Annotated in this window: 18 protein-coding genes; 5 read left to right on the top strand and 13 right to left on the bottom strand. The window is 62.2% G+C overall.

What is annotated here, in order from left to right:
* Positions 1-2: 2 nt before the first annotated feature.
* Entirely contained in the window at positions 3-1,862 is a 1,860-nt protein-coding gene (gene mnmC / locus C7440_RS11350; RefSeq protein WP_116518617.1) for a bifunctional tRNA (5-methylaminomethyl-2-thiouridine)(34)-methyltransferase MnmC2/FAD-dependent 5-carboxymethylaminomethyl-2-thiouridine(34) oxidoreductase MnmC1, read from the bottom strand.
* 134 nt (positions 1,863-1,996) lie between these two features.
* On the opposite strand from mnmC, the gene C7440_RS11345 reads away from it, so the two are divergent.
* Positions 1,997-2,845, top strand: a complete 849-nt coding sequence (locus C7440_RS11345) for an inositol monophosphatase family protein (RefSeq protein WP_165832586.1) — start codon at positions 1,997-1,999, stop codon at positions 2,843-2,845.
* Positions 2,846-2,941: 96 nt separating this feature from the next.
* Here the strand turns inward: C7440_RS11345 and C7440_RS11340 are convergent, their stop codons facing one another.
* Complete coding sequence (locus tag C7440_RS11340; protein WP_116518615.1) at positions 2,942-4,627, bottom strand: AMP-binding protein; 1,686 nt, start codon at positions 4,625-4,627, stop codon at positions 2,942-2,944.
* A 113-nt stretch (positions 4,628-4,740) separates the two neighbouring features.
* Between C7440_RS11340 and C7440_RS11335 the strand changes: the two genes are divergently transcribed.
* Both C7440_RS11335 and mgtE read left to right on the top strand, forming a co-directional pair.
* On the top strand, positions 4,741-5,949 hold the full coding sequence (locus tag C7440_RS11335) for a M20 aminoacylase family protein (RefSeq protein ID WP_116518614.1): 1,209 nt from the start codon (positions 4,741-4,743) through the stop codon (positions 5,947-5,949).
* Positions 5,950-6,094: 145 nt separating this feature from the next.
* Positions 6,095-7,573, top strand: a complete 1,479-nt coding sequence (mgtE, locus tag C7440_RS11330) for a magnesium transporter (protein WP_017524739.1) — start codon at positions 6,095-6,097, stop codon at positions 7,571-7,573.
* A gap of 30 nt (positions 7,574-7,603) precedes the next feature.
* Here the strand turns inward: mgtE and C7440_RS11325 are convergent, their stop codons facing one another.
* From C7440_RS11325 to C7440_RS11295, 7 genes are all read right to left on the bottom strand, one after another.
* Positions 7,604-8,605 carry an asparaginase gene (locus C7440_RS11325; RefSeq protein WP_116518613.1) on the bottom strand — a complete coding sequence of 334 codons (1,002 nt, stop codon included), beginning with the start codon at positions 8,603-8,605 and terminating at the stop codon, positions 7,604-7,606.
* Positions 8,606-8,644: 39 nt separating this feature from the next.
* Positions 8,645-9,922, bottom strand: coding sequence for a TRAP transporter large permease (locus C7440_RS11320; protein ID WP_116518612.1), 1,278 nt, complete (start codon positions 9,920-9,922; stop codon positions 8,645-8,647).
* Positions 9,922-10,485, bottom strand: coding sequence for a TRAP transporter small permease (locus tag C7440_RS11315; protein WP_116518611.1), 564 nt, complete (start codon positions 10,483-10,485; stop codon positions 9,922-9,924). Before C7440_RS11315 ends, C7440_RS11320 begins: the two co-directional genes overlap by 1 nt.
* Before the next feature lie 3 nt (positions 10,486-10,488).
* Positions 10,489-11,523 (bottom strand): TRAP transporter substrate-binding protein, encoded by a 1,035-nt coding sequence (locus C7440_RS11310; protein ID WP_116518610.1) that lies wholly within the window; start codon positions 11,521-11,523, stop codon positions 10,489-10,491.
* Between the two features lie 37 nt (positions 11,524-11,560).
* Positions 11,561-12,454 carry a polysaccharide deacetylase family protein gene (locus C7440_RS11305; RefSeq protein WP_116518609.1) on the bottom strand — a complete coding sequence of 298 codons (894 nt, stop codon included), beginning with the start codon at positions 12,452-12,454 and terminating at the stop codon, positions 11,561-11,563.
* A gap of 61 nt (positions 12,455-12,515) precedes the next feature.
* A complete protein-coding gene (locus tag C7440_RS11300; protein WP_116518608.1) occupies positions 12,516-13,712 on the bottom strand; it encodes a serine hydrolase domain-containing protein in 1,197 nt (398 codons plus the stop codon).
* Between the two features lie 21 nt (positions 13,713-13,733).
* Positions 13,734-14,774, bottom strand: a complete 1,041-nt coding sequence (locus C7440_RS11295; RefSeq protein ID WP_116518607.1) for an amidohydrolase family protein — start codon at positions 14,772-14,774, stop codon at positions 13,734-13,736.
* A 349-nt stretch (positions 14,775-15,123) separates the two neighbouring features.
* Between C7440_RS11295 and C7440_RS11290 the strand changes: the two genes are divergently transcribed.
* The gene (locus tag C7440_RS11290) at positions 15,124-15,858 is read left to right on the top strand and encodes a GntR family transcriptional regulator (protein ID WP_116518606.1); all 735 of its coding nucleotides are present in this window, start codon (positions 15,124-15,126) and stop codon (positions 15,856-15,858) included.
* A gap of 77 nt (positions 15,859-15,935) precedes the next feature.
* On the opposite strand, the gene secA is transcribed toward C7440_RS11290, so the two are convergent.
* Both secA and C7440_RS11280 read right to left on the bottom strand, forming a co-directional pair.
* Complete coding sequence (gene secA / locus C7440_RS11285; RefSeq protein WP_116518879.1) at positions 15,936-18,683, bottom strand: preprotein translocase subunit SecA; 2,748 nt, start codon at positions 18,681-18,683, stop codon at positions 15,936-15,938.
* A gap of 117 nt (positions 18,684-18,800) precedes the next feature.
* A complete protein-coding gene (locus C7440_RS11280; protein WP_480383345.1) occupies positions 18,801-19,799 on the bottom strand; it encodes a M23 family metallopeptidase in 999 nt (332 codons plus the stop codon).
* A gap of 21 nt (positions 19,800-19,820) precedes the next feature.
* Between C7440_RS11280 and C7440_RS11275 the strand changes: the two genes are divergently transcribed.
* Positions 19,821-20,303, top strand: coding sequence for a DciA family protein (locus tag C7440_RS11275; RefSeq protein WP_116518605.1), 483 nt, complete (start codon positions 19,821-19,823; stop codon positions 20,301-20,303).
* Between the two features lie 127 nt (positions 20,304-20,430).
* Here the strand turns inward: C7440_RS11275 and lpxC are convergent, their stop codons facing one another.
* Complete coding sequence (lpxC, locus tag C7440_RS11270; protein WP_026067991.1) at positions 20,431-21,354, bottom strand: UDP-3-O-acyl-N-acetylglucosamine deacetylase; 924 nt, start codon at positions 21,352-21,354, stop codon at positions 20,431-20,433.
* A gap of 325 nt (positions 21,355-21,679) precedes the next feature.
* Positions 21,680-22,852 carry a cell division protein FtsZ gene (ftsZ, locus tag C7440_RS11265; RefSeq protein ID WP_116518604.1) on the bottom strand — a complete coding sequence of 391 codons (1,173 nt, stop codon included), beginning with the start codon at positions 22,850-22,852 and terminating at the stop codon, positions 21,680-21,682.
* Between the last annotated feature and the right edge of the window lie 139 nt (positions 22,853-22,991).

The raw sequence follows: 22,991 nt of genomic DNA, 5'->3' as shown, positions 1-22,991 counted from the left end.
GTTCAGCGAGGCGCCACGGCGTTTTGCAGTGTACGCTCCAGGGGCAGAGGTTCGCCCTCCAGGCTCGCGGCGAGCAGGTCTCCGGCCAGCGCGGCCCACGTCAACCCGCGCGAGCCATAGGCGCAAGCAAGCCACAGGCCCGGCGCTTTCGGCACCGGCCCAAACACCGGCAGACGCCCGGCCACCACCGCCCGCCAGCCTGCCCACCCCGCCCCCTCGGCCAGCCATTCCCCGACCCGGCCGGCATCCACCCCCAGCATGTCGGCCACCTGTTCCGAAATGAAGCGGTGGCCCGAATCCGTTACTTCGCTGGCGGCCGCATTGGGCAGATAGGTGCTGCCGCCCACATTCACGCCATCCACTTGCGGCAGCCAATACCCCTCTGCGCTCAGCACCGTGGCGGGGTCATGCGCCGCGGCGTCCGGCCGAAAATAGCTGACCTGGCCCGCAAGACGCCAGCCGGCGCGCAATTTGGGCAGTTCCACCACGTCCGGGCACGTCGACAGCAAGGCGGCCGCCTCGGAGGCGTTGGCCAGGACTACGGTCGCCATGGAAAAGACTTGCCCGTCGTCGCCCTGCGCCAGCCAGCCCGCGCCTTCCCGCTGAAGGCGCAGGATGCGCGTCGCCCGGCAATCGATGCGGGCATGATCCAGCAAGGCGTCGAGCAATGGCTCGGGACGGACGAGCTGTCCGTCAGCGAAGAATATCCCCGGCCGGTTGATAGGCAGGCCCACCCGCCGCGACACTTCGCCCGCATCCATCCACCGCACCCATTCCTCGGGAAAGCCCATGGTCTGAAGCGTGAGGCGGCGCTGCTCGTCCTGCGAGGCGTCCCGAAGCAGCTCGACAGTGCCCACGCGCTGCGGCCGGGCGGAGCCGGGCAGTGACTGCCAGCGATGCAGCGCGCGCAGCACGCCGGCCCGGCTGAGGCGGGCCCTCAGGTCGTCGTCGCGTGAAACGAGCGGCGTCAGGGCGGCCGCCAGGTGCCCGCGATGGCTGGCGCCTCTTCCCCCAGCCAGCTGGGGATCGGCCACCACCACCTGGCGGCCCCGCATGGCCAGCGCCCGGGCCATGCCCGCGCCGGCCGGACCCGCCCCCACTACCAGCACGGGCCCCGGCTCCGCCGCCTCCAGGCCCCGGCCCAGCCCGGGCCGCAGCACGGCCCGGGTCGTTTGCCATTTGCCGCCCAAGCCCGGCGCCCTGCTGACCAGGAAACCCGCGTCCCGCAACGCCCTGCGCACATCGCCGCTGGCGCACCAGGTTGCGGCCGTCGCCTCGGGGCGCGCCAGCCGCACCAATTGGCCGAACAAGGCCGGCGACCACATTTCAGGGTTTCTGGCCGCGGCGAAACCGTCCAGGAAGAACGCGTCGACGCCCGCCTGCGCCTCGCGCGCGGTCTGTTCTATACGGCCGAAGATCAGCGTCAGCGTCAGCCGCCCCCCTTCGAACTCAAGACGGTGCACGCCGGGCAGCAACACAGGCCAGGCCCGCACGAGCTGGCCGGCCGCATCGCGCAGGTCAGCGGGCAGTTCGCGTGATGCCACAGCCAGGTCGGCGGCCGAAAAGGGATGGGCCTCGAACGACAATACATGCAGGCGGCCGCAACGCTGCGGATCGTCCCGCCAGGCCTGCCACAGCGCCAGGAAGTTCCTGCCCAGCCCGAAGCCGGTTTCGCAAACCGTGAACGAAGCACGGCCATGCCATCGCTCCGGCAGCCCATTGCCTCGCAGGAACACCTGGCGCGCCTGCTCCAATGCCCCGTTGCGCGCATGGTAGACGTCCTGGTAGCGCTCGCTGAACGGGGTTCCCGTAGCGTCCAGGAACAGGCTGGCGGGCGCCAGGGGGCTGAAACGGCCGCTCATGCGGGCACTCGGACCATGACCGGGACCCGTGCCCCGCCGCCATGCTTGGCAAGACCGCATTGCGCGCGCGGCGCGACGATGCCGGCAATGTTGCGTACACTAATGTCTTTCACTGCCTGCTTGCCTGCCTGCGTATGCCTTCGTCTCAGTTTCATCTCAGCGAATATCTCAATGCCGCCATTTCGGCCGCGCGTACCGGTGCCGCCATACTTCAGGCGCACTCATTGCGCCGTTCAGACCTTGTCATCGATAAAAAGGCCCGCAACGACCTGGTCTCTCAGGCCGACCGCGATGCCGAGGCGGCCATCATCGAGCAATTGCAAGAAAGCACGCCCGAATTCAGCATCGTAGCCGAAGAATCAGGCGGGCAATCCGGCGGCGCTGCCACGTGGTATATCGACCCGCTCGACGGCACCACCAACTTCCTGCACGGCATTCCCCACTACGCGGTGTCGATCGGGCTTGTCGCCCATGCCGGCGCCATCGTCGACGGCGACCGGCCGCTCGAGGCCGACACTCCGGTGATCGGCGTCGTCTACGATCCCAACCGCGAAGAACTCTTCACCGCCATGCACGGCGTGGGCGCATGGCTGAACGAACACCGCCTTTCATGCTCGCAAGCCGAGAGCCTCTCCGAAGCCGTCCTGGCCACGGGCTTTCCCTTCCGGGATTTTTCGTTCGCCGAAGAATACATGCCCACCCTGCACGCAGCCCTGCCCGCCTCGCGGGGCGTGCGCCGCATGGGCTCGGCCGCCCTCGATCTGGCCTGGGTCGCCTGCGGGCGCTACGACGGCTACTGGGAAATGGGGCTGGCGCCCTGGGACGTGGCCGCCGGCACCCTGATCGTGCGCGAAGCTGGCGGCATTGCGCAAGACATGCGGCATGCCGAACCCTGGCCGCGAGGCGGCTATGTGTACGCCGGCAATACGCATATTGCCGGCGCCCTCGACGCCATGATCGGGCCGCATCTGAAAGCCCGTTGAATTTCCGGCAGGAACCCGGCCCTTCTCAGGGCGATGGGCGCGCTGCGCAGCGCGCCCATCGCCCAGTCAAAGAACTCAAAGAGGCCAAGCGCCCCGTCAGGCGCCCGCCCCTTTCTCGGCCTCGTCGCGCAATACGCGCCGCAGCAGCTTGCCCGTATTGCTCTTGGGCAGTTCCTTGCGAAACTCGATTTCATGCGGCCGCTTGTAGCCGGTAAGGTGGCGCGCGCACCATTCGCGCAGTTCGGCCTCGGTCAGGGCGGGGTCCTTCTTGACCACGAACAGCTTGACCATCTCGCCGCTTTCAGCGCTGGGCACGCCGACCACCACGCATTCGAGCACCCCGGGGTGCTGCATGATCACCTGCTCAACCTCGTTGGGATAGACATTGAAGCCCGACACCAGGATCATGTCTTTTTTGCGGTCGATGATGCGCACCCGGCCTTCAGGGCTCATGATGCCGATGTCGCCGGTCTTGAAATAGCCCTCGGCCGAAAACGAGGCCCGCGTTTCCTCGGGCATGTTCCAGTAGCCCTTCATGACCTGCGGCCCGCGGATCGACACCTCGCCGGCCTCGCCAAGCGGCATTTCGCGCTCGTTGCCGTCAAGCATGACCACGTCGGTGGAGGGCAGCGGCAGCCCGATGTCGCCTGAATATTCGGTGGCATTGGTGGGGTTCACGATGGCCACCGGCGAGGTCTCTGAAAGCCCATAGCCCTCGATCAGCGGCAGGCCGGTTACTTTGTGCCAGCGTTCGGCCACCGCCTTCTGCACCGCCGCCCCACCGCCAAAGCACAGGCGCAGCGCCGAAAAGTCCAACTGCGCAAACTCGGGCTTGTTCAGCAGGCCGTTGAACAGCGTGTTCACGGCGGGAAATATCGATACCGGGTCGCGCCGCCAGGCCGCGAGAATGGTATCCAGCTTGCGGGGGTCGGCAATAAGCACGCTGCACATGCCGGCGTGCATGGCGAACAGGCCGCAGACCGTGAAGGCAAAAATGTGATACAGCGGCAGGGCGGTAAGCATCACCATGCCGGCCCCGCATTCGGGCCCCAGCACCGGGCGGGCCACCGCCTGCATCTGCAGCACGTTGGCCACCAGGTTGCCGTGCGTCAGCATGGCCCCCTTGGGTCTGCCCGTGGTGCCGCCGGTGTACTGCAGCACGGCGACGTCGTCCAGACTCTGCTCGGGGGCGGAAAACGGGGCCCCTGCGCCCTGCCGCAGAACCTGGCCGAACGAGATCGCGCCCTGCAGGGGGTGCGCGGGCACCATGCGTTTTATATGGCGCGCGGCAAAGTTCAGCACCATGCCCTTCAGGCCCAGCAGGTCGCCGACCGACACCAGCACCACCTTGCCGGGCCGCAGCGCCTGGTCGACCTTGCCGAGCGTGGCGGCGAAGCTTTCGAAGATGAAAATCATGTCGACGCGGGCGTCTTCGAGCTGATGGCGCAACTCGGACGCGGTATACATGGGATTGATGTTGACCAGCACCATGCCGGCGCGCAGCACCCCCACCATTATGGGCAGGTAGGCCATCACATTGGGCATCATCAGCGCCACGTGGCTGCCCGCGGGCAAGCCCTGGGCCTGCACCCAGGCGGCGACCGCGTCGGCATGGCGGTCGAGCTGGTCGTAGCTGAGGTCGCTGCCCATGAATACCGCGGCGCGACGCTGGCCATGCTTCTTGCAAGCCTGCCCGATCAGGTCGGGCAGCGACTGATAGCCCTCGGTGCTGATGCGGGCCGGCACGCCCTCGGGATAATGCGCGATCCAGGGTTGCTGCATTGCTCCTCGCTTTCCCCCATTTGGCGGCGGGATGGTTGTCTTGTTGAATCGGCGTTGATGATACGCTGTGATCAAGGTACAGTTTATCGTCAAGCACTTCAGGATCCGGTTTCATGAAATTAGTCGAACCCATCGTCGGTTGGCAAGCCGAAATGGCCGACATCCGTCGCGACATCCATGCCCACCCCGAGCTCGCCTACGAAGAGGTCCGCACGGCCGACCTGGTGGCGCGCCTGCTCGAGTCGTGGGGCATCCCCACGCACAAGGGGCTCGGAATCACCGGAGTGGTCGGCGTCATCCAGGGGGCTACCCAAACGGGGCGCGCCATCGGCCTGCGCGCCGACATGGACGCCCTGCCCATGCAAGAGGCCAATACTTTTTCCCACGCCAGCAAGCACGCCGGCGTCATGCACGCCTGCGGTCACGACGGCCATACGGCCATGCTGCTTGCCGCCGCCCGCTACCTGGCCCAGCATCGCGATTTCCCCGGCACGGTGTATGTCATTTTCCAGCCCGCCGAAGAAGGCTTCAGCGGCGCAAAAAAAATGATCGACGACGGCGTGTTCCGGCAGTTTCCCATGGAAGCAGTCTTCGGCATGCACAACTGGCCCGGCATCGACGCCGGGGCCTTCGCGGTGCACGACGGGCCGGTCATGGCGTCCAGCAACACCTTCGAAATCACCATCCGCGGCAAGGGTGCGCATGCGGCCATGCCCAACCTGGGCCACGACCCGGTCATGGCCGCCGTGCAGCTGGCCCAGGCGTTCCAGACCATCATCACCCGCGAAGTCGATCCGCTTGATCCCGCTGTGCTCAGCATTACCCAGATCCACAGCGGCTCGGCCGACAACGTTATCCCCGACGAGGCCGTCATGCGCGGCACGGTCCGCACCTTCAGCGACGGCGCCATCGACCTCATCGAGCGGCGCACGCGCGAAATCGCCACGCTCACCTGCCAGGCCCTGAACTGTTCGGTCCAGTTCGACTTCCACCGCCGCTACCCGCCCACCATCAACAATGCGGGCGAGGCGGCCTTCTGCGCCCAGGTGCTGCAAGACATCGTGGGCGCCGACAAGGTCGAACTGGCCCGCGCGCCCTCCATGGGAGCCGAAGACTTCGCCTTCATGCTCAAAGAAAAACCCGGCTGCTATGTCTGGATAGGCAACGGCCATGGCGACCACCGCGGCAGCGGGCATGGGTTGGGCCCCTGCATGCTGCACAACAGCAGCTACGATTTCAACGACGAAGTGCTTCCCCTGGGCGCAAGCTACTGGGTCGAACTCGCTCGCCGCCGCCTGGCCCAGCCCTCCGAAGGCGACTGACCCCTTCCTTTCACGCCCCTCGCTGGCCGGCGTGCTTCCGCTACAATAGCGGGCCACCTCGGCGCCGCAGGCCCGCCGCCCCGTCCGGGGCGCCGCCCCCGGCGAGCTACGCCATCCCGACCCAGATTCATCAACAAGGTTGCCTATGTCGGATACGCAAGTCAGGCCCCAAGACGGTCCCATCACCATCCCGCGACGGCTCGACCCCGAGGACGCCCAGCTTGCCCTGCAACGCCTGCAGGCCATTCTTAAACGACAAGAGGTGGTCGAGGCGCTGGCGCGCCGCCAGTACGAGGCCGACGAACGATCCAATCTGCTGGAAGGCATGCTGCACCGCCAGCACGAAAGCGAGATACGGGACATCGTCAACGACCTGCACCCGTCGGACATCGCCTTCATCCTCGAGTCGCTGCCCGAACATGAACGCCAGGCGGTCTGGCAGCTGGTCGACTCCGAGCATGACGCCGACGTGCTGCTCGAAGTGGATGACTGGGCGCGCGAGTCGCTCATCAAGTCGATGGACCTGCAGGACCTGGTGGCCGCCACCGGCACCATGGATACGGACGAGCTGGCCGACCTGGTGCCCGACCTGCCGCCCGACGTGGTGGCCGAGGTGCAAAAAGGCCTTACAGACGAAGAGCGCGCGCAGCTGATCGAAGCCATGGGCTACCCCGAGGACACCGTGGGCGCCATCATGGATTTCGAAATGGTGCGCGTGCGCGAGGACGTGTCGCTCGAGGTGGTGCTGCGTTATCTGCGCCGCCTGCAAGAGCTGCCCGACCACACCGACCAGATCTTCGTCGTCGACCGCCAGGACCGCCTGCGCGGCACGCTGGCACTGTCCAGGCTGCTGGTCAGCGAGCCCGAGATGGAAGTCTCGCAGGTAATGGACACCGACTATCTCACCCTGAACCCGCTCGATTCCGACGCCGACGCAGCCGGGGCCTTCGAGCGCTACGACCTCGTCTCGGCCCCGGTCATCGACGACCAGGGGCGGCTCATCGGCCGTGTCACCATCGCCGAGGTGGTCGACGTCATACAAGAAGACTCGCAGGAACAGGCGCTGTCGCGCGCGGGCCTGCAGGAAGAAGACATCTTCGCCCCCACCCTCAATGCCCTTCGCAACCGGGCGCCCTGGCTGCTCGTCAATCTTTTCACCGCCTCTACCGCGGCCTTCGTCGCCTCGCGCTTCGAGGGCACGGTCAGCCATATCGTAGTGCTGGCCTTCCTGATGTCCATCGTGGCGGGCATAGGGGGCAACTCGGGCAACCAGACCATGACGCTCGTCATCCGCGCGCTGGCGGTGGGCCGGGTAAACAGCTCGAACATCTGGCAACTGGTCAAGCGCGAGCTGATGATCACGCTGCTGGTGGGGGTCTGTGGCAGCATCGTGGCGGCGGTGTTCGCCTGGTACATTTCGGACTCATGGTCGATTGCCGTGGTGATGATGGCGGCGATGATAGGCAATATGCTGATCGGAGCCGCGGTGGGGGTGCTCATCCCCCTTATCCGCGACCGCGTGGGCAAGGACCCGGCCATGGGCTCGTCGGTGCTGCTCACCTTCTTTACGGATTCGCTGGGCTTCTTCATCTTCTTAGGCCTGGCGACGGTGTTCTTGCTGTAGCCGCCCAGGCCCCAGCGGTCGCTCCTGTCGTCAGGCGCTCCCGCCACCCCATGGGCGGAAAGCCGCGTCTACCGCCTCGCGCCCGGGCTTTCCGGCACGCAGCAAAAGCGTCAGCAAGACCTTGGCCTTTCTACCGTCCAGCCAGCCAGCCCGCACCAGCCCGCCTTGCAACAGATCCATTTCGCTTCCTTTGAACCCGTAGGTGCCGCGAAGGACTTCGCCATCACCCGTACGCGATGCCAGAACGATCGGCATATGGGAAGCCGCGGCCTGGAGCGCATTGGACACGGCCGCGGGCACGTGACCTCCTCCCAGGGCATCCACCACCAATCCCGCTAAACGTGCAGCGCACGCCGCCTCGACCATCCGCGCATCGTCGCCCAGGGAAATCGGCAGAAGTCCTACCGCGACATCGACCAGGTCGGCGCCGCGGCCCACCGCCGCCACCTTTTGGATTCTGTTGACGACTCGCACGCGGCCTTCACACACCCAGCCTATCGGTCCCGCCAGGGGAGACGAGAAGGCGCCCGTGCTGCTGGTATGCGTCTTGCGTACAAACCTAGCCGCGTGGATCTCGTCGCTGAATACAACCAGACCGCCCATCCCCCTCGCCTCGTCGCTGCAGGCGACCTGCACAGAGGCGAGCAGATTGGCCGGCCCGTCCGCCCCAGGCAGCGTCGGATTGCGCATGGCCCCCGTGACGATGACGGGCGCATCAACGTCCAGCAAGCGATCAAGCGCGAATACGGTTTCTTCAATCGTATCCGTGCCTTGGGTGACCACAATACCGCGCGCCCCGGCCGCCACAGCAGCTTCGATCGCGGCGGCCAGGGCGCTCAGATCGTCGTAGCTCAGATGCGCTCCGGGTAGCTGGCGAAATGAGACTGCCTCAATATCGGCCAAACTGCCGAGCAAAGGCACAGCCTTGACAAGCATGTCGCCATTAAGAGTGGGGACTACTCCACCCTCCGCGCTTTCGGTCATTGCAATGGTGCCACCGAGAGCAAGCACCTTGATTCTAGGAAGAACCATTATCTACTCCGCTAAGCCCTTTTATGCTTCCAACAGCCCTCAACTATGTAATAGATGGGGCAGCCATGTCGTCAAAACAGGAATGTATGTAATGATGAGCAGAACCACGAGACTCAAAATAATGAACGGCCATACACCTTTGAGGATCTCCAAATAAGAAATGCGGAATGTCGGCATGGCAATAAAGATATTGAGCCCAAAGGGGGGAGTAACCATGCCAACTGCAAGGTTGAAGACGACGACCGCGCCCAGGTGAATGCCGTCCAGACCCAATGCGAGTATCGTAGGATGAATCAGTGGCGCCAATATGATCACTGCGGAATTGGGGTCGACAAACATGCCCACGAGCAGAAACAACACGTTAATCATTGCCAGTACAGCGCCCTCGGATACACCACCAAGTAAGGCGGCAATCTGATCAGGTATATTCTCGACAGTGAGATACCACGTCATCAAGCTGCCAACCGAAATAAGAATCAGCAGTGCGGCAATCATGATGGCCGACGGTCGTGTAATTTTGAATAAATCCTGCAACGTCACCTGTCGATATACCAACGTCTCTACCAAGGCGGCATAGACACACGCCACAGCGGCAGCCTCGGTCGGGGTAAAAACGCCTCCGTAGATTCCGCCAAAGATGACCGCAGGCAGCCCGAGCGCCCAGCCAGCGCGCCGCAATCGCAAGAATCGCTCTGCCACGGTCGCCGCGTTTTGCGTGGCGATGTTATTCCGCCTCGCATACAAATATGCCCATGCCGAGAGGAAAACAACGTAAATTACACCGCTCGATAGCCCGGCCAAAAATACCTGTGCCACGGAATTAGACGTCTGCACAGAATAAAGAATCATCGCCACACCCGGCGGAATGAGCATCGATAGTGTGGCTGCAGACAGGATTAAGCCGACACTGAAGCTCTGCGAGTAACCCAGGCGACGCATGGCAGGATAAACAATAGGTCCAATACTGACTATCGCGGCCGCCCCTATGCCGGAGATGGCACCAAAGAACGCGCACGACAGAACCGTCGCGATGGCCACGCCTCCGCGCAGGTGACCGACCATGCTTTCCATGAGCTCTACTAATCTCTTTCCGATCAAGCCCCTACCGATGATATCCGCTGCAAATATAAATAGCGGAACGGCCAAGAGGGCGAATACGTTTAATCCCTCTGCCATCCTTTGGGGCAACACCAATCCAGGGATGGCAGCGCCCATCGTTTCGAAGGACAGAACGGTGCCGGCGAGTATGGCGATAAAAATAGGAAAAGAGAATATAAGTAACGCCAGTAACGTGACGATCAATAGGGTTGCCGGCATTATGCTCCACTCCTGTCATGCGCATTTTCAAGCTCAACATCCGGTATCTCGGACGTGAGCCCATAGTCCTCTTGCCGTGGCAATTGGCCGCCTAGCAGTAGGACGAATACCTGGAATATGTAGGCCAACGACATCAGTCCACAACCCACCGGCACGGCTAGGTAAAGATAGCCGCGCAGGATGGGAAGGCTGCTCATCACCTGCCCGGTGTTGAAAATCCGGAGAGTGAGTTGCGCACCCAGCCAAGCGATGTAGCCCAGTAGAACGGCCCCGACGATGCCAACGATGAGGTCGAGCAGCTTGCGTGCACGAAGAGGCAAGGCCACCGCGAATAAATCCACGGTGATGTGCCGCTGCACCCGCACGAGCAGGTAGCTGCCCAGGAAGGCCAGCCATACCATCAGGTATTGCGCCAGCTCCCCGCCGCCCACGAACGAGAAGCCGGCGAAGTAACGCGCCAAACTATTGACAAACAGCACCAGCGTCATACCCCATAACGCTATACCGGCCAGCCAACTGATCAATATATCAATCGCAACAAAGACTTGGCCCAAGATGCGCATGACTCACCCCAGCTTATCAATTTCGGCTTCGATTGCTTTCATGATCTCGTCGCCCTTGGCCCCCGTCAGCGCCTTGAAGTGCTCACGTACCACTGGCAGCGTGGCTTCACGCAATGCGCTTCGCTGCTCGTCGGTAATTTCGACAACGGTCACACCCGCCTTCTTCATGGCTTCCAGGCCTTTCTCGTCCAGTTTCAGGGTTTCGTCGACGACTACCTTGCGGCCACCCTCGACGGCCGCCTCGAGCTCCGCCTGGCAGGCTTCGGGCAAGCCGTCGAACCATGCCTTGGAAACCATGAAAACCTGATCCAGAGTACCGTGGCTCGTGAGAGTGAGGTGGTTCTGCACTTCGTAGAAGTGCATAACATAGCTCGTCGAGATGGGGTTCTCCTGGGCGCCGATGGCGCCGGACTGCAAAGCGTTGTAAGTTTCGCCGAACGGCGTGAATACCGGCGTCAGCCCCAGCGCCTTCTGCTGCTCCACCAAGATCGGTGAAGGCATGACACGAGCTTTCTTGCCCTTGTAGTCCGAGGGCTGGACTAGCGGACCGTTCGCGGTCCACTGCTTGTACCCAGTGTGCCAGATGGCCATGGAATAGACGCCCTGACTGTCCGTCGTGTCCAACATCTTGCGGACAGCATCGCTTTGATGCAGGGAGAGCATCTTGTTCAGATCGTTGGGCCAGAAGTACGGGAAATCCATCAACCCCATGATGGGCTCGAAGCCCACCAGATACGAACCGGGAATGATCACCGCTTCGAGCGAACCCAGTTGCATGCCTTCGACTAGGTCCGTGGTGGAGCCAAGCTGTCCCGCCGGATACACCTTGGCTTCCACCTTGCAGGTGGCTGAGTTGTTCATCGTGTCGGCCACGTGGCGCGCCGCGGTATCGCGTGGATCGCCCTGCGGCGCCACGTGGGCGATCTTCATGGTCAGACTCCGAGCCTGGGTGATCAGCGGTCCTGCGGCCATGCCCAGTGCGGCGACCGTCAGGCCGGCGATATACAGTGTCTGCTTGATGCGATGAGAAGTTTTCATTCGCTATTCTCCTTGGGTGATGAGTTGCCCGGCCGAGTCAAAGCTCGGGGCACCGCTGTCCGCGATACCAGTCATGGATCTGTTCGCCTGTCATGAAGGCCACGTCGCTGCGCTGGCGTATATGCTCGTATAGGCGGTGCAGGGCATTGATGCGATGAGGCACGCCGGTAAGATAGGGATGCACGCTGATCGCCATGACACGCGCCGAATCGCCGCTTTCTTCGTACAACTGGTCGAACTGGGCCACGCCCCGTCGATAGATTTCGTCTGAACCGTGCTGCTGGATGGCGCTGATCACGACATCGTTGATTTCCACGGTGTACGGTACGGACACGATGGGGCCATGGCGGGAATTAAGATAGACGGGCTGGTCGTCCAAGACCCAGTCGGCCACGTACTCGATGCCAGCCTCGGCCAGCCAGTCCAGCGTCGAATCCGACTCCGTCAGGCCTGGGCCTTCCCAGCCGCGTGGCGCCCGGCCCGTCACTTCACGGATCGAGTCGATCGTCTCGCGGATGGCGGCGCGTTGATCTTCCACTTTGTGCATGGGCCCCTGCTCGTAGCCGTGGCCCATGAACTCCCAATTGCGCTTGAATGCTTCCTGCGCAATGCGAGGATACTGGCGGCACACCGAGCCGTTAATCGCCAGCGTAGGAGTGACGCCGTGGCGCTCCAGCACATCGACGAAGCGCCAGAAGCCCACCCTCATGCCGTACTCATGCCAGGCCCAATTGGGTATATCCGGCAAAAACGGCTGATGCATGGGGGGCGGCAGGACCGTGCGGGGCATCGCCCGCGAGTGATGCCAATGCTCTACGTTGACGATGGTCCATACAGCGATACGCTTGCCTTCGGGCAGCCGAAGGGGGGGCCGGTCGACGATTGCGCTGTAAGGCGCGCGCTCCGGTGGGGTATGTGGGGCTACGGCCATGATTTTCTTCCTCCGAGTGGGGTTTTCTTGGAAATCCCCCGCTTCTTGTCCGACTTGAGTTTCAGCGGACGCCCGATGCGCCGCACTGGTAAGTGGCCTCCACCAACGCTTCTGTACGATCGCCCACGCTCTGGCCGCCACACTGGAAGTTGGACTGACAGGCAAAAGAGAGATTCGCATCGCGATCGGCAAATGCCAGCGTGCCACCGGAGCCGAAGTGTCCGAAGGCTTCGGGATTGGGGCCCATCGGCACCCAGCCAGGCTTGTTCTTGAAGAAGCCCAGCGCCATGCGTAGGGGACGATTCAGAATCGCGTCCTCCGTGTCCCATTGCAGTGTCTGCGCGCGCTCAACGGCAGCGCCGGACAGCAGTCGGACTCCGCCCAGGACACCCTCGTTGGCAAGCAAGGCATAGACGGTGGCCTGCCCCCGCGCGGTGCCGTGCCCACCGAAAGAAGGCAGGAACGCGGTGCGGACCCTCTCCGAGTTGATGACGTCGACGTTCCAAGGCTTAGGCATGGCATTCCAGGCCCGGTAGATGTTCGATCCGGGAGTCTGCCCGCGTTCGTACTGCTCGTTGGCTGTCTCGGCGGGATAGAGCGTAGCCACTTTGTCCAATTGCTGCTGCGACAGCCCCAGGTAGAACTCCACGCCCAGGGGACCACACACTTCGCTCTTGAGGAACTCGACCACCGACTTACCGGTCACGTTCAAGATGATTGTTCCCATCAAGTAGCCGATGTTGGTGGTGTTGTAGGCCGGCTGCTCGCCCGGCAGCCACGGCAGCATCTGCTCAGTCAGTGCCTTGCGCATGGCCTCGAAGTCGAATACGTCGTCGGTCTTGGCGCTGTCGTTGAAGCACATACCGCAGTTATGCGAAAGAATGTGCCTGACCAGCACCGTTTTCTTGCGAGAATCGCTGTCGGAAAAACCCGGCCAGTATGCTTCCACCGGTGCGTCGAGGTCTAGCAGACCTCTGTCCGCCAGCATGTGAATGCACAAGGCGCTCATTGCCTTGGACACGGAGAAGAGGATGGATATGCTGTCCTCCTGCCATGCGGTCTCGCGCTCCAGGTCGCGGAAGCCGCCCCACAGGTCCACGACCTTGACACCTTGGTGGAAAACAGTCACTGCGGCGCCGATCTCGCGGCGCTCTTCGAAGTTCTTCCGGAAAGCATCCAGAACCGGGCTGAATTCAGAGCTGCAGAAACCCTCCATTTTTGCGGGCTTTCCGCGTGCAAGAATGTTTTCATTGATCATCGATTATCCCCTTCAGGTCTTTCAGAGTCGCAAAAGCCGCTTCGCGTTGCCGCTAAGTATCTGGTCTTTCTGGCTTCCGCTGAGCGACGCCAGTGATTCCACGGGCGCCACTGGAGCCGCCACGCCCATGTCGAAACAGTAGTCGCTGCCCAGCATCACGCGGCTTGCGCCCACTTGTTCGATCAGGAAAGCCAAGGCTTCGGGATCGTGCGTGACGGTGTCATAGTAGAAACGGGCGGCATACTCGCGCGGGCTTCTCTCCAGATGAGCGCATTCCGGCCGTACCGACCAGCCGTGCGCAATACGGCCCAACAGGAACGGCAAAGCGCCTCCTCCATGAGGCAACACGACCTCTAGCTTGGGAAACCGGTCCATGACTCCCGAGAAAACGAGGTGCGCCGCCGCAATGGCCGTATCGAACGGATTTCCCAATAAATTTGCCAGGAAATATTGGCTCAACCTGTCCTGCATCCCGATCACCTTCAGTGGATGAAGGAAAATGGGAAGTCCAAGCTCTTCCAGAACCTCGTAAACCGGCCAGAAGGATGAGTCCGAGAGGTTGGTGTCGTTCACCGCAGTGCCCAGGTAGACGCCTTTGATTCCCGAGATCTTCGATACCCGGCGAGCTTCAGCTATGGCGAGATCGGGAAACTGCATAGGCAAAGTGGCAAATCCGAATAGCCTGGTCGGCGCCTTCTCGTGTGCCTGCGCCAGCGCATCGTTGAAGACATTGCTCAAACGATCCGCCAAGGGGGCATCTGCCCAATACACCATCGGCTGCGTAAGAGACAGCATCTGCTGCGTAACGCCAGTGGCGTCCATATCGGCGATCCGCAGGTCCAAGTTGACGAATTTTTCATTGATCGGGCCAGTGAAAAGCGGCCCCGCCTTCAGGGCGGGAAAACCTCCCAGATCCAGGAACTCCGCGCCGGCCGCTCCGCCCTCGCTTTTGACCAAATCGATGTACGCCTGAGGATAGAAATGGGCATGGATGTCGACGGCGCGAAAAGCAGTGCATGATGCGCAGCCGCAGCCGGCGGCCTTATTGGATGAATCACTCATTTGAAGCCTTGAATAATAAACTTGCTTGTCCGTCTTCCGCCGCGCTTGCAGCGGCTGCCTTGGAACGGTCGGAACCACTCGCTACTCGTTCACCGCCCTAATGACAATGCGCCACAAGCTAAAATCCATTAATATTGCACAACAGAAGGCCATTTAGATATATTTAAAATGAAATCTGATATATCTGAATCACGAGCATAATAAGTGTTTACAGACCGAATTGATAGAGGGTTAACCCCATATTTCGCCCATTTTTGGTCGAGGCCCACGAAACGGCCTGAACGATGCGAATCCGAATTTCCAGATTTCATTTATGAAATCATTGGGTTGAAGCTTGCAAGGAGATGCGATGAGTTCCTCAACGAAGTCCGTTAGACCAGCCAGTATGGCCGGCTATGTCCGCGAGGCAATCGAATCAGACATGCACAATGGCCGACTCCTACCCGGAGACGCGCTCGATGAGCTCCACCTTTGCGAACGTTTCAACGTCTCGCGAACCCCGGTACGCGAAGCGCTCCTGCAACTCCAGGCCCAGGGCCTAGTAAGAATAGTGCCTCGCTCGGGCATCTACGTTGCCCGCCTTTCTTTGCCGGAACTCTTTGCTATGTATGAATTGCTGGCCGAATTAGAAGGAGTATGTGCTAAGTTCGCGGCGCTTCGAATGACCCGCTCGGAAGTGGCGCAGCTACGTGCAGTACATGAAGAAGCCGCGCTCTGTCGGGACCAGAAAGATCCGGAGTGCTATGCGATCGCTAATACCCGCTTCCACCAAATCATCTACGAGGGCTGCCACAACCCCTTCTTGAAGTCGCAGGTCGAGCTGATTCGAAAGCGTACTCACGTTTATCGGCAGAACGTATTTGAAAATACAACCCGCATAGCAACATCGCACCGTGATCACGGGCGCGTCGTAGAGGCCATCGAAGCGGGAGACGCCGCCGCAGCCACACGCGAAATGCTCAACCATATCGGAGGGGGAGGACGTGATTTTGCCGAGTTCTTAGCGACTTCCCCCGCAGAACTCTTTGAGCCGGCTGCCTATGCGCGCTCGTCGAACCGGAGAGAAGCCTCGCCCCACCGCTAGCCGCAAGCCCAGCACCCCATGAAAAAGCCGGCCAAAATGGCCGGCTCTTCGCATTGGAGCAGTGTCGGGTGAAGCGGTTAATTCAGCCTGCCATGGCAGTGCTTGTATTTCTTGCCGCTTCCGCAAGGGCAGGGATCGTTGCGCCCCACCTTGGGAACCGCCCCATCGGGCACCGCGTGCCGTCCTGTGGCCGCCTCGGCGATGCCGGGGTCTTCGCCGCTTAGCGCCGCGTCGTAGTCAGAGTGGTGGTACTTCACGTTCTCGAGCTGCGAGGTCTCGGGTTCGGTCACCTCGACCTGCTCGGCCGACTGGATGCGCACGGTCAGCAGCACCTTGACCACCTCGTCGCGCACCCGGTCGAGCATGTCCGAGAACAGCTGGAACGCCTCGCGCTTGTATTCCTGCTTGGGATCTTTCTGCGCATAGCCGCGCAGATGGATGCCTTGGCGCAAATGATCGAGCGCCGACAGGTGCGAGCGCCAGTTCGTATCGATGGCCTGCAGCAATACCGAGCGCTCGAAGGGCGCCCAGTTGTCGCGGCCCACCAGCTCGACCTTCTCGCCGTAGATGCGGCCCGCCTCTGCCAATACGCGCTCAAGCAGCTGGTCGTCGGTGATATTGGGCTCTTGCTCGATCTGTTGGGCCAGGGGCACCTGGATGTGCCAGTCGGAATCCAAGGTGGCCTCAAGCGTGGCCACGTCCCACTGCTCTTCCATGCTGCCTTCGGGAATGTGGGCACGGAAAAGCTCGGTTACCGCCGCGGCGGTCAGGTTCTGGATGGAATCGGACACATCCGTCGACTCGAGGACATCGTTGCGCTGGGCGTACAGCACCTTGCGCTGGTCGTTGGCCACGTCGTCGTACTCGAGCAGCTGCTTGCGGATGTCGAAGTTGCGGGCCTCGACCTTGCGCTGGGCGGATTCGATGGAGCGGGACACCATGCGCGCCTCGATGGGCTCGCCTTCGGGCAGGCGCAGGCGTTCCATGATGGCGCGCACGCGGTCGCCCGCGAAGATGCGCATCAGCGAGTCTTCAAGAGAGAGGTAGAAACGCGAGGAGCCGGGGTCGCCCTGACGGCCCGCACGGCCCCGCAGCTGGTTGTCGATGCGGCGCGATTCATGCCGTTCGGTGCCGATGATGCGAAGCCCGCCCGCCGCCTTGACCGCGGCGTTGGCCGGAGCCCATTCGGCCCGGACCCGCTCGATGGCACCGGATCTTTCGTCGTCGGACAGCGATTCATCGGCGCGGATCAGGTCGATCTGCTTCTCGACGCTGCCGCCCAGCACAATGTCGGTGCCGCGGCCCGCCATATTGGTGGCGATGGTGATATGGCCCGGCTTGCCCGCCTCGGCGACGATCTCGGCCTCGCGTGCGTGCTGCTTGGCATTGAGCACTTCGTGCGGCAGGCCGGCCTTCTGCAGCTGCACCGACAGGCGTTCGGAGTTCTCGATGCTGGTGGTGCCCACCAGCACGGGCTGGCCCCGCTCATGGCAATCCTTGATGTCGGCCAGGATGGCATTGTATTTTTCATCATCCGTCTTGAAGACCTGGTCGTTCTGGTCTTCGCGCTGCATCGGGCGATTGGTGGGGATGATGACGGTCTCGAGGCCGTAGATCTCCTGGAACTCGTACGCTTCAGTGTCGGCCGTGCCGGTCATGCCGGCCAGCTTGTCGTACATGCGAAAGTAGTTCTGGAACGTGATGGAGGCGAGCGTCTGGTTCTCGTTCTGGATGCGCACACCTTCCTTGGCCTCGACGGCCTGGTGCAGGCCGTCGGACCAGCGCCGGCCCGCCATCAGGCGCCCGGTGAACTCGTCGACGATGACGACTTCGTCGTTCTGGACAACGTACTGCTGGTCGCGGAAGAAAAGATTATGGGCGCGCAGCGCAACCATCAGATGATGGATCAGTGAAATATGGCGCGGATCGTACAGCGACTCGCCCTCGGGCAACAGGCCCAGCCGGGCAAGGATCTGCTCGGCCTTGACCATGCCTGCCTCAGAAAGGTGCACCTGCTGGGCTTTTTCGTCGACCCAGAAATCGCCCTCGGGTTCGGGTTCGTGCGGCTTGGGCTCGGAAGCCATGCGCGCCATCAGCGGAGGCACCGCGTTCATGCGCACGTACAGCTCGGTGTTGTCCTCGGCCTGGCCGGAGATGATCAAGGGGGTGCGCGCCTCGTCGATCAGGATGGAGTCCACCTCGTCGACGATGGCATAGGAAAGCGGGCGCTGGCGGCGGTCTTCGGCGCGATACTCCATGTTGTCGCGCAGATAGTCGAAGCCGTATTCGTTATTGGTGCCGTAGGTAATGTCGGCTGCATAGGCGGCCACTTTTTCTTCGTTCGGCTGCTGGGGAACGACCACGCCCACCGTCAGGTTCAGAAAATTGTACAGGCGCCCCATCCACTCGGCGTCGCGGCGGGCCAGGTAGTCGTTGACTGTGACAACGTGCACACCCTTGCCCGACAAGGCATTGAGATAGACACTGAGGGTAGCCATCAGCGTCTTGCCCTCGCCCGTGCGCATTTCGGCGATCTTGCCGTTGTGCAGGGCGATGGCGCCCAGCATCTGCACATCGAAGTGGCGCATCCCGAACACGCGCTTGCTGGCCTCGCGCACTACGGCAAACGCCTCGACCAGCAAATCGTCCAGCGAAGCGCCCGCCTGGTAGCGCTGGCGGAATTCGTCTGTCTTGGCCTTGAGCTCGTCGTCGGAAAGCGCGGCAAGCGCGGGTTCCTGAGCGTTGATCCGGACCACCAGCCTGCGGTACTGCTTGAGTATCCGGTCGTTACGGCTGCCGATGAGCTTTTTGAGCAAAGAAACCATTATTGTGTCGTTGATGCGAGCCAGACGGAGTACCGGCCGGGCATGGGCCGGATACATGCCGCTGACGGGCGCATGCCTCTATGGGTTGGCGGGAGGGCCCGCGGAAAACGAAACAGTTTAACGCACCTTTGAGGCCTCGGCGGCCAGATGGCCGCTGGCATCGGTGAGCAGGGTGGGGTCGGCTTTCTGCTTCTCGAGGAAGAGAACGGGGTCGAGAGGATGCCCCGCCATGCGAACCTCGAAATGCAAATGGGGGCCAGTGGAATGGCCGGTGGAACCGACCTTTGCGATTTCCTGGCCCCGCTCGACGATGTCGCCGGCCTTGACCTTGATCTTGGATGCATGGGCATAACGGGTAACGAGGTCGTTGCCATGATAGATCTCGACCATGTTTCCGTAGCCCGACCTGTACCCCGCGGCCGTGACCACCCCGCCCGAGGCGGCAAATATCGGCGAGCCTTTGGGAGCGGCGAAATCAAGCCCCTCGTGCATGACATGGCGGCCCGAAATAGGATGGCGCCGCCAGCCGAAAGAAGAGCTGAGATAAGGATAGTTGACGGGCATCAGCGAAGGCAGGCTGGCCTCGACGCCGGCCCGCCGCGTAAGGGCCAGGTCCATCATCCTGAACCATTCCCGCTGCCGGTTGACCTCTTGCTGCAGGGAATCAAGCCGCACATCCAGGCTGGAGCCCGGTTCGAGCGACATCTTGTGTTTGCGCGGCGCCTGTTCGGCATCGCCGATGTAGTCCATGACGGGTGGCGCCGCCTGGTCGAGCCCGGCCTGGATCTCGGGGTCGGTATAGGGTATGCCGGCGTTCTCGGCCACGCGCCGGCTCAATCCGTCCATTTCGATGATCTTGGCCTGCAGGTCGCCGAGCTTGGCGGCCAATACCTCGACCTGCCCGCGGCTGTACTCGCTTTCGCGGGCCAGGTTTGCGCTGTAAAGATCGAGCGACGACGAAACTGTGATGTGGTCCTGGGCATAGCGCGAATATACCCAGGCCCCTGCCCCCGCCGACATGCCCAGCGTCAACACCGCCAGCAATGCGGCTATGGGCGCCCTGAGACCTTTGGCGTTAGAATCAGTCGGACGCCCTTTCGTCAGTACTACTCTCACTGGTAAATCCTCTACAAATATATGTCCCGAGCTTCTGGGCCCACCCGCCATGCATCGCGCAGCCTTCCGGATACCGCCATCGACTGGCTGGGAAGCGATCGCCATGGCGCCAACGTGCTGACCGCGGCACGCACTTTGCTGGCCCTTGAAGGCGCCTTGCAAAAAGTGTTGCCGCCCGGCCTTGGACAAGCCTGCCGGGTTGCACGCATGGAGAATCGCCAGGTGACGCTCGCCGTGCCCAGCGCCGCTTATGCGGCGCGGCTGCGCCAGCTTGCGCCACGCACCGTGGCCCAATTGGCAAACAGCGGATGGAACCTTACCGAAATCCAGGTAAAGGTACAAGCGGGCCTATTGCAAAGCCGGATGAATACGTCTCGGCCTAAACAGAGCATTCCTTTGGACAGCCAGGCGCTGGATGCGTTCCGCGGGCTGCATGAAAATCTGCGGCCGGGCCCGCTGGCCGATGCAGTCGCAAGACTGGTCGCACGCCATGGACGCGCCTGAAGCCGACCCGCAGGGCAGGCTTCGCTGCGACAAACTTGACCGGTAGGATGATTTTAACAGCCTTGGCGCCGAAGCCGGCAGCCTGGGGCCTGTTGGCCCTAAAAGGGCAGTTGCAGTTGCACTGGCCCTAAGCGAACTTCCACTCGTTGACGTAGGCTTTTGCCGGCGTCGCCGTAGAGTCGTAAGTGACCAGCTCCCAGGCGTCTTCCTGGGCCAGCAGGGCGCGAGCAAGCTGGTTGTTCAGCCCATGGCCCGACTTGCAGGCCACGTAGCGGGCCACCAGGGGCTTGCCGATAAGGTACAAGTCGCCGATGGCGTCAAGTATCTTGTGCTTGACGAATTCGTCTTCGTAGCGAAGGCCGTCGGAGTTCAAGACACGGTATTCGTCCATGACGATGGCGTTGTCAAGACTGCCTCCGCGGGCCAGGCCCGCGGCGCGCAAAGCCTCGACTTCGCTGACAAAGCCGAAGGTACGCGCCCGCGCCACGGTCTTGATATAGGAATCTTTGGCGAAATCGACTTCGGCGAAATTGGCCGTTGAATCGATGGCCGGGTGATGGAAATCGATGGCGAACGACAAAGCAAAGCCGTCGTAGGGTTCGAGCCGCGCCCACTTGAGGTTGTCGCCCTCGCCTTCGCGCACCTCGACCGTTTTGAGCACCTTGAGAAACTGCTTGGGCGCAGATTGTTCTTGCAGGCCCGCCGAGCGCAGCAGATAGACGAAAGTGCCTGCGCTGCCGTCCATGATGGGCACTTCTTCGGCCGTTAAATCAACGTGCAGGTTGTCGATGCCCAGGCCGGCCAGCGCCGACATCAGGTGCTCGACCGTTGAAACCCGTACATTGCCCTTTTGCAGGACCGATGCCATGCGGGTGTCGCCCACGCCGATGGCGCGCGCGGGCAGGTCGACGATTTCGGGAAGGTCGACGCGATGGAACACGATACCGGTGTTGGGCTCGGCCGGACGCAGCGTGATCTCGACGCGGCGGCCGGAGTGCAGGCCCACACCCTTGGTGCTGATTGCTTGTTGTATCGTGCGCTGACGTAACATAAATATAAAAATTTAGCCAAACTGATGAAATATTGCAGCTCGGGCGCTGCAATATGTAAGGACTACATTGTAACCGGTTTACTGGGGTTATCCCCAAATTTTTTGCATCGCAACAATAGCCCCGGGCTATCGCGCCGCCAGCTATCGACACGGTTTTCAAGCCAATAAAGCGCGGGCGCACCCGTGCACTCTGCCGGGGAGGAGGAAGAATGCACCGGCGACGCCCGCCCGCGAGCGTCCAAAGACGCTCCTACACCATATGTGAGAGTCGTTTTTGCTTTATTTGTTCCCCGGGGCCCGACGGCGATGACGGGCCCCAAGTCCCTCAGTCAGCCTGTTTGCGCAAGAACGCGGGAATGTCGAAGTGGTCCATTCCCGCGGTTTCCAGTGCACGCACCTGGGCCGACGCCTGGCCGCGCGGGTTGCGGATCACGGCCGGCACATCGGCGTTGGCAAAGTCGTGGCCATGCGCCATGGGCAGGTCGTCGGTGCCGGTGCGCAACGCTTCGGCCCGGTTGGACACCAGTTGCGGACGCGAGGCCGCCGCGCCGCCCAGGCCGGTCGCCACGACGGTAACGCGCAGGTTCTCGCCCATGGACTCATCGTAGGCCGTGCCGTAGATGACGGTTGCGTCTTCTGCCGCATAGCTGCGGATGGTGTCCATGATCTCGCGGGTCTCGCGCATTTTCAGCGTGCGGCTGGCGGTGATGTTCACCAGCATGCCGCGCGCGCCGTGCAGGTCGACGCCTTCCAGCAGCGGGCAAGCAATCGCTTGCTCGGCGGCCACCCGGGCGCGATCCGAGCCCGATGCGATCGAGGTTCCCATCATGGCCTGGCCCTGCTCGCCCATGATCGTCTTGACGTCCTCGAAGTCGACGTTGACATTGCCTTCCACGTTGATGATCTCGGCAATGCCGGCGCATGCGTTGTGAAGCACGTCGTCGGCGGCCTTGAAGCAGTCTTCCTGGGTAGCGTCGTCGTCCATCAGATCGTACAGGTTCTCGTTCAGCACCACGATCAGCGAATGCACGTGCTTGGACAGCTCGGAGATGCCGTCCTCGGCCATCTTCAGGCGCTTGGAACCTTCGAACATGAAAGGCTTGGTCACGACGCCGACCGTCAGAATGCCAAGCTCCTTCGCCACTTCGGCCACGACGGGGCCCGCGCCCGTGCCGGTGCCGCCGCCCATGCCGGCGGTAATGAACACCATGTTCGCCCCATTGAGCGCCGCGCGAATCTCTTCGCGCGCCGTCTCGGCCGCGGCACGGCCCTGTTCGGGCTTGGCGCCCGCTCCCAGGCCGGTGCGGCCCAGGCGGATCTGTATCGGCGCCTCGCTGGCCGCCAGCGCCTGGGCATCGGTATTGGCGCAAATGAAATCCACACCGTTGATGCCGGAACGGATCATGTGCGCCACGGCGTTACCGCCTGCGCCGCCCACGCCGACCACCTTGATGACGGTGCCGCTGGCATTGTTGTCGAGCATTTCGAAATTCATCATGATTGACTCCCTCACATTTCCAAAAAAAGCAAAATTAAAAAACTCCCCGTACCACTTTTTCCGGAATCGTCTCAAACAGAATGCCAGCCGGCGACTCGCATCAAGTGTGAAACGTCTCCCGAGGACAGGCCGCTTCGCG

The sequence above is a fragment of the Pusillimonas noertemannii genome (assembly GCF_003096595.1).
Taxonomy (GTDB): Bacteria; Pseudomonadota; Gammaproteobacteria; order Burkholderiales; family Burkholderiaceae_B; genus Pusillimonas; species Pusillimonas noertemannii.
Note: the sequence above shows the minus strand (reverse complement) of the source record. Positions and strands in the feature narration are given on the sequence as shown.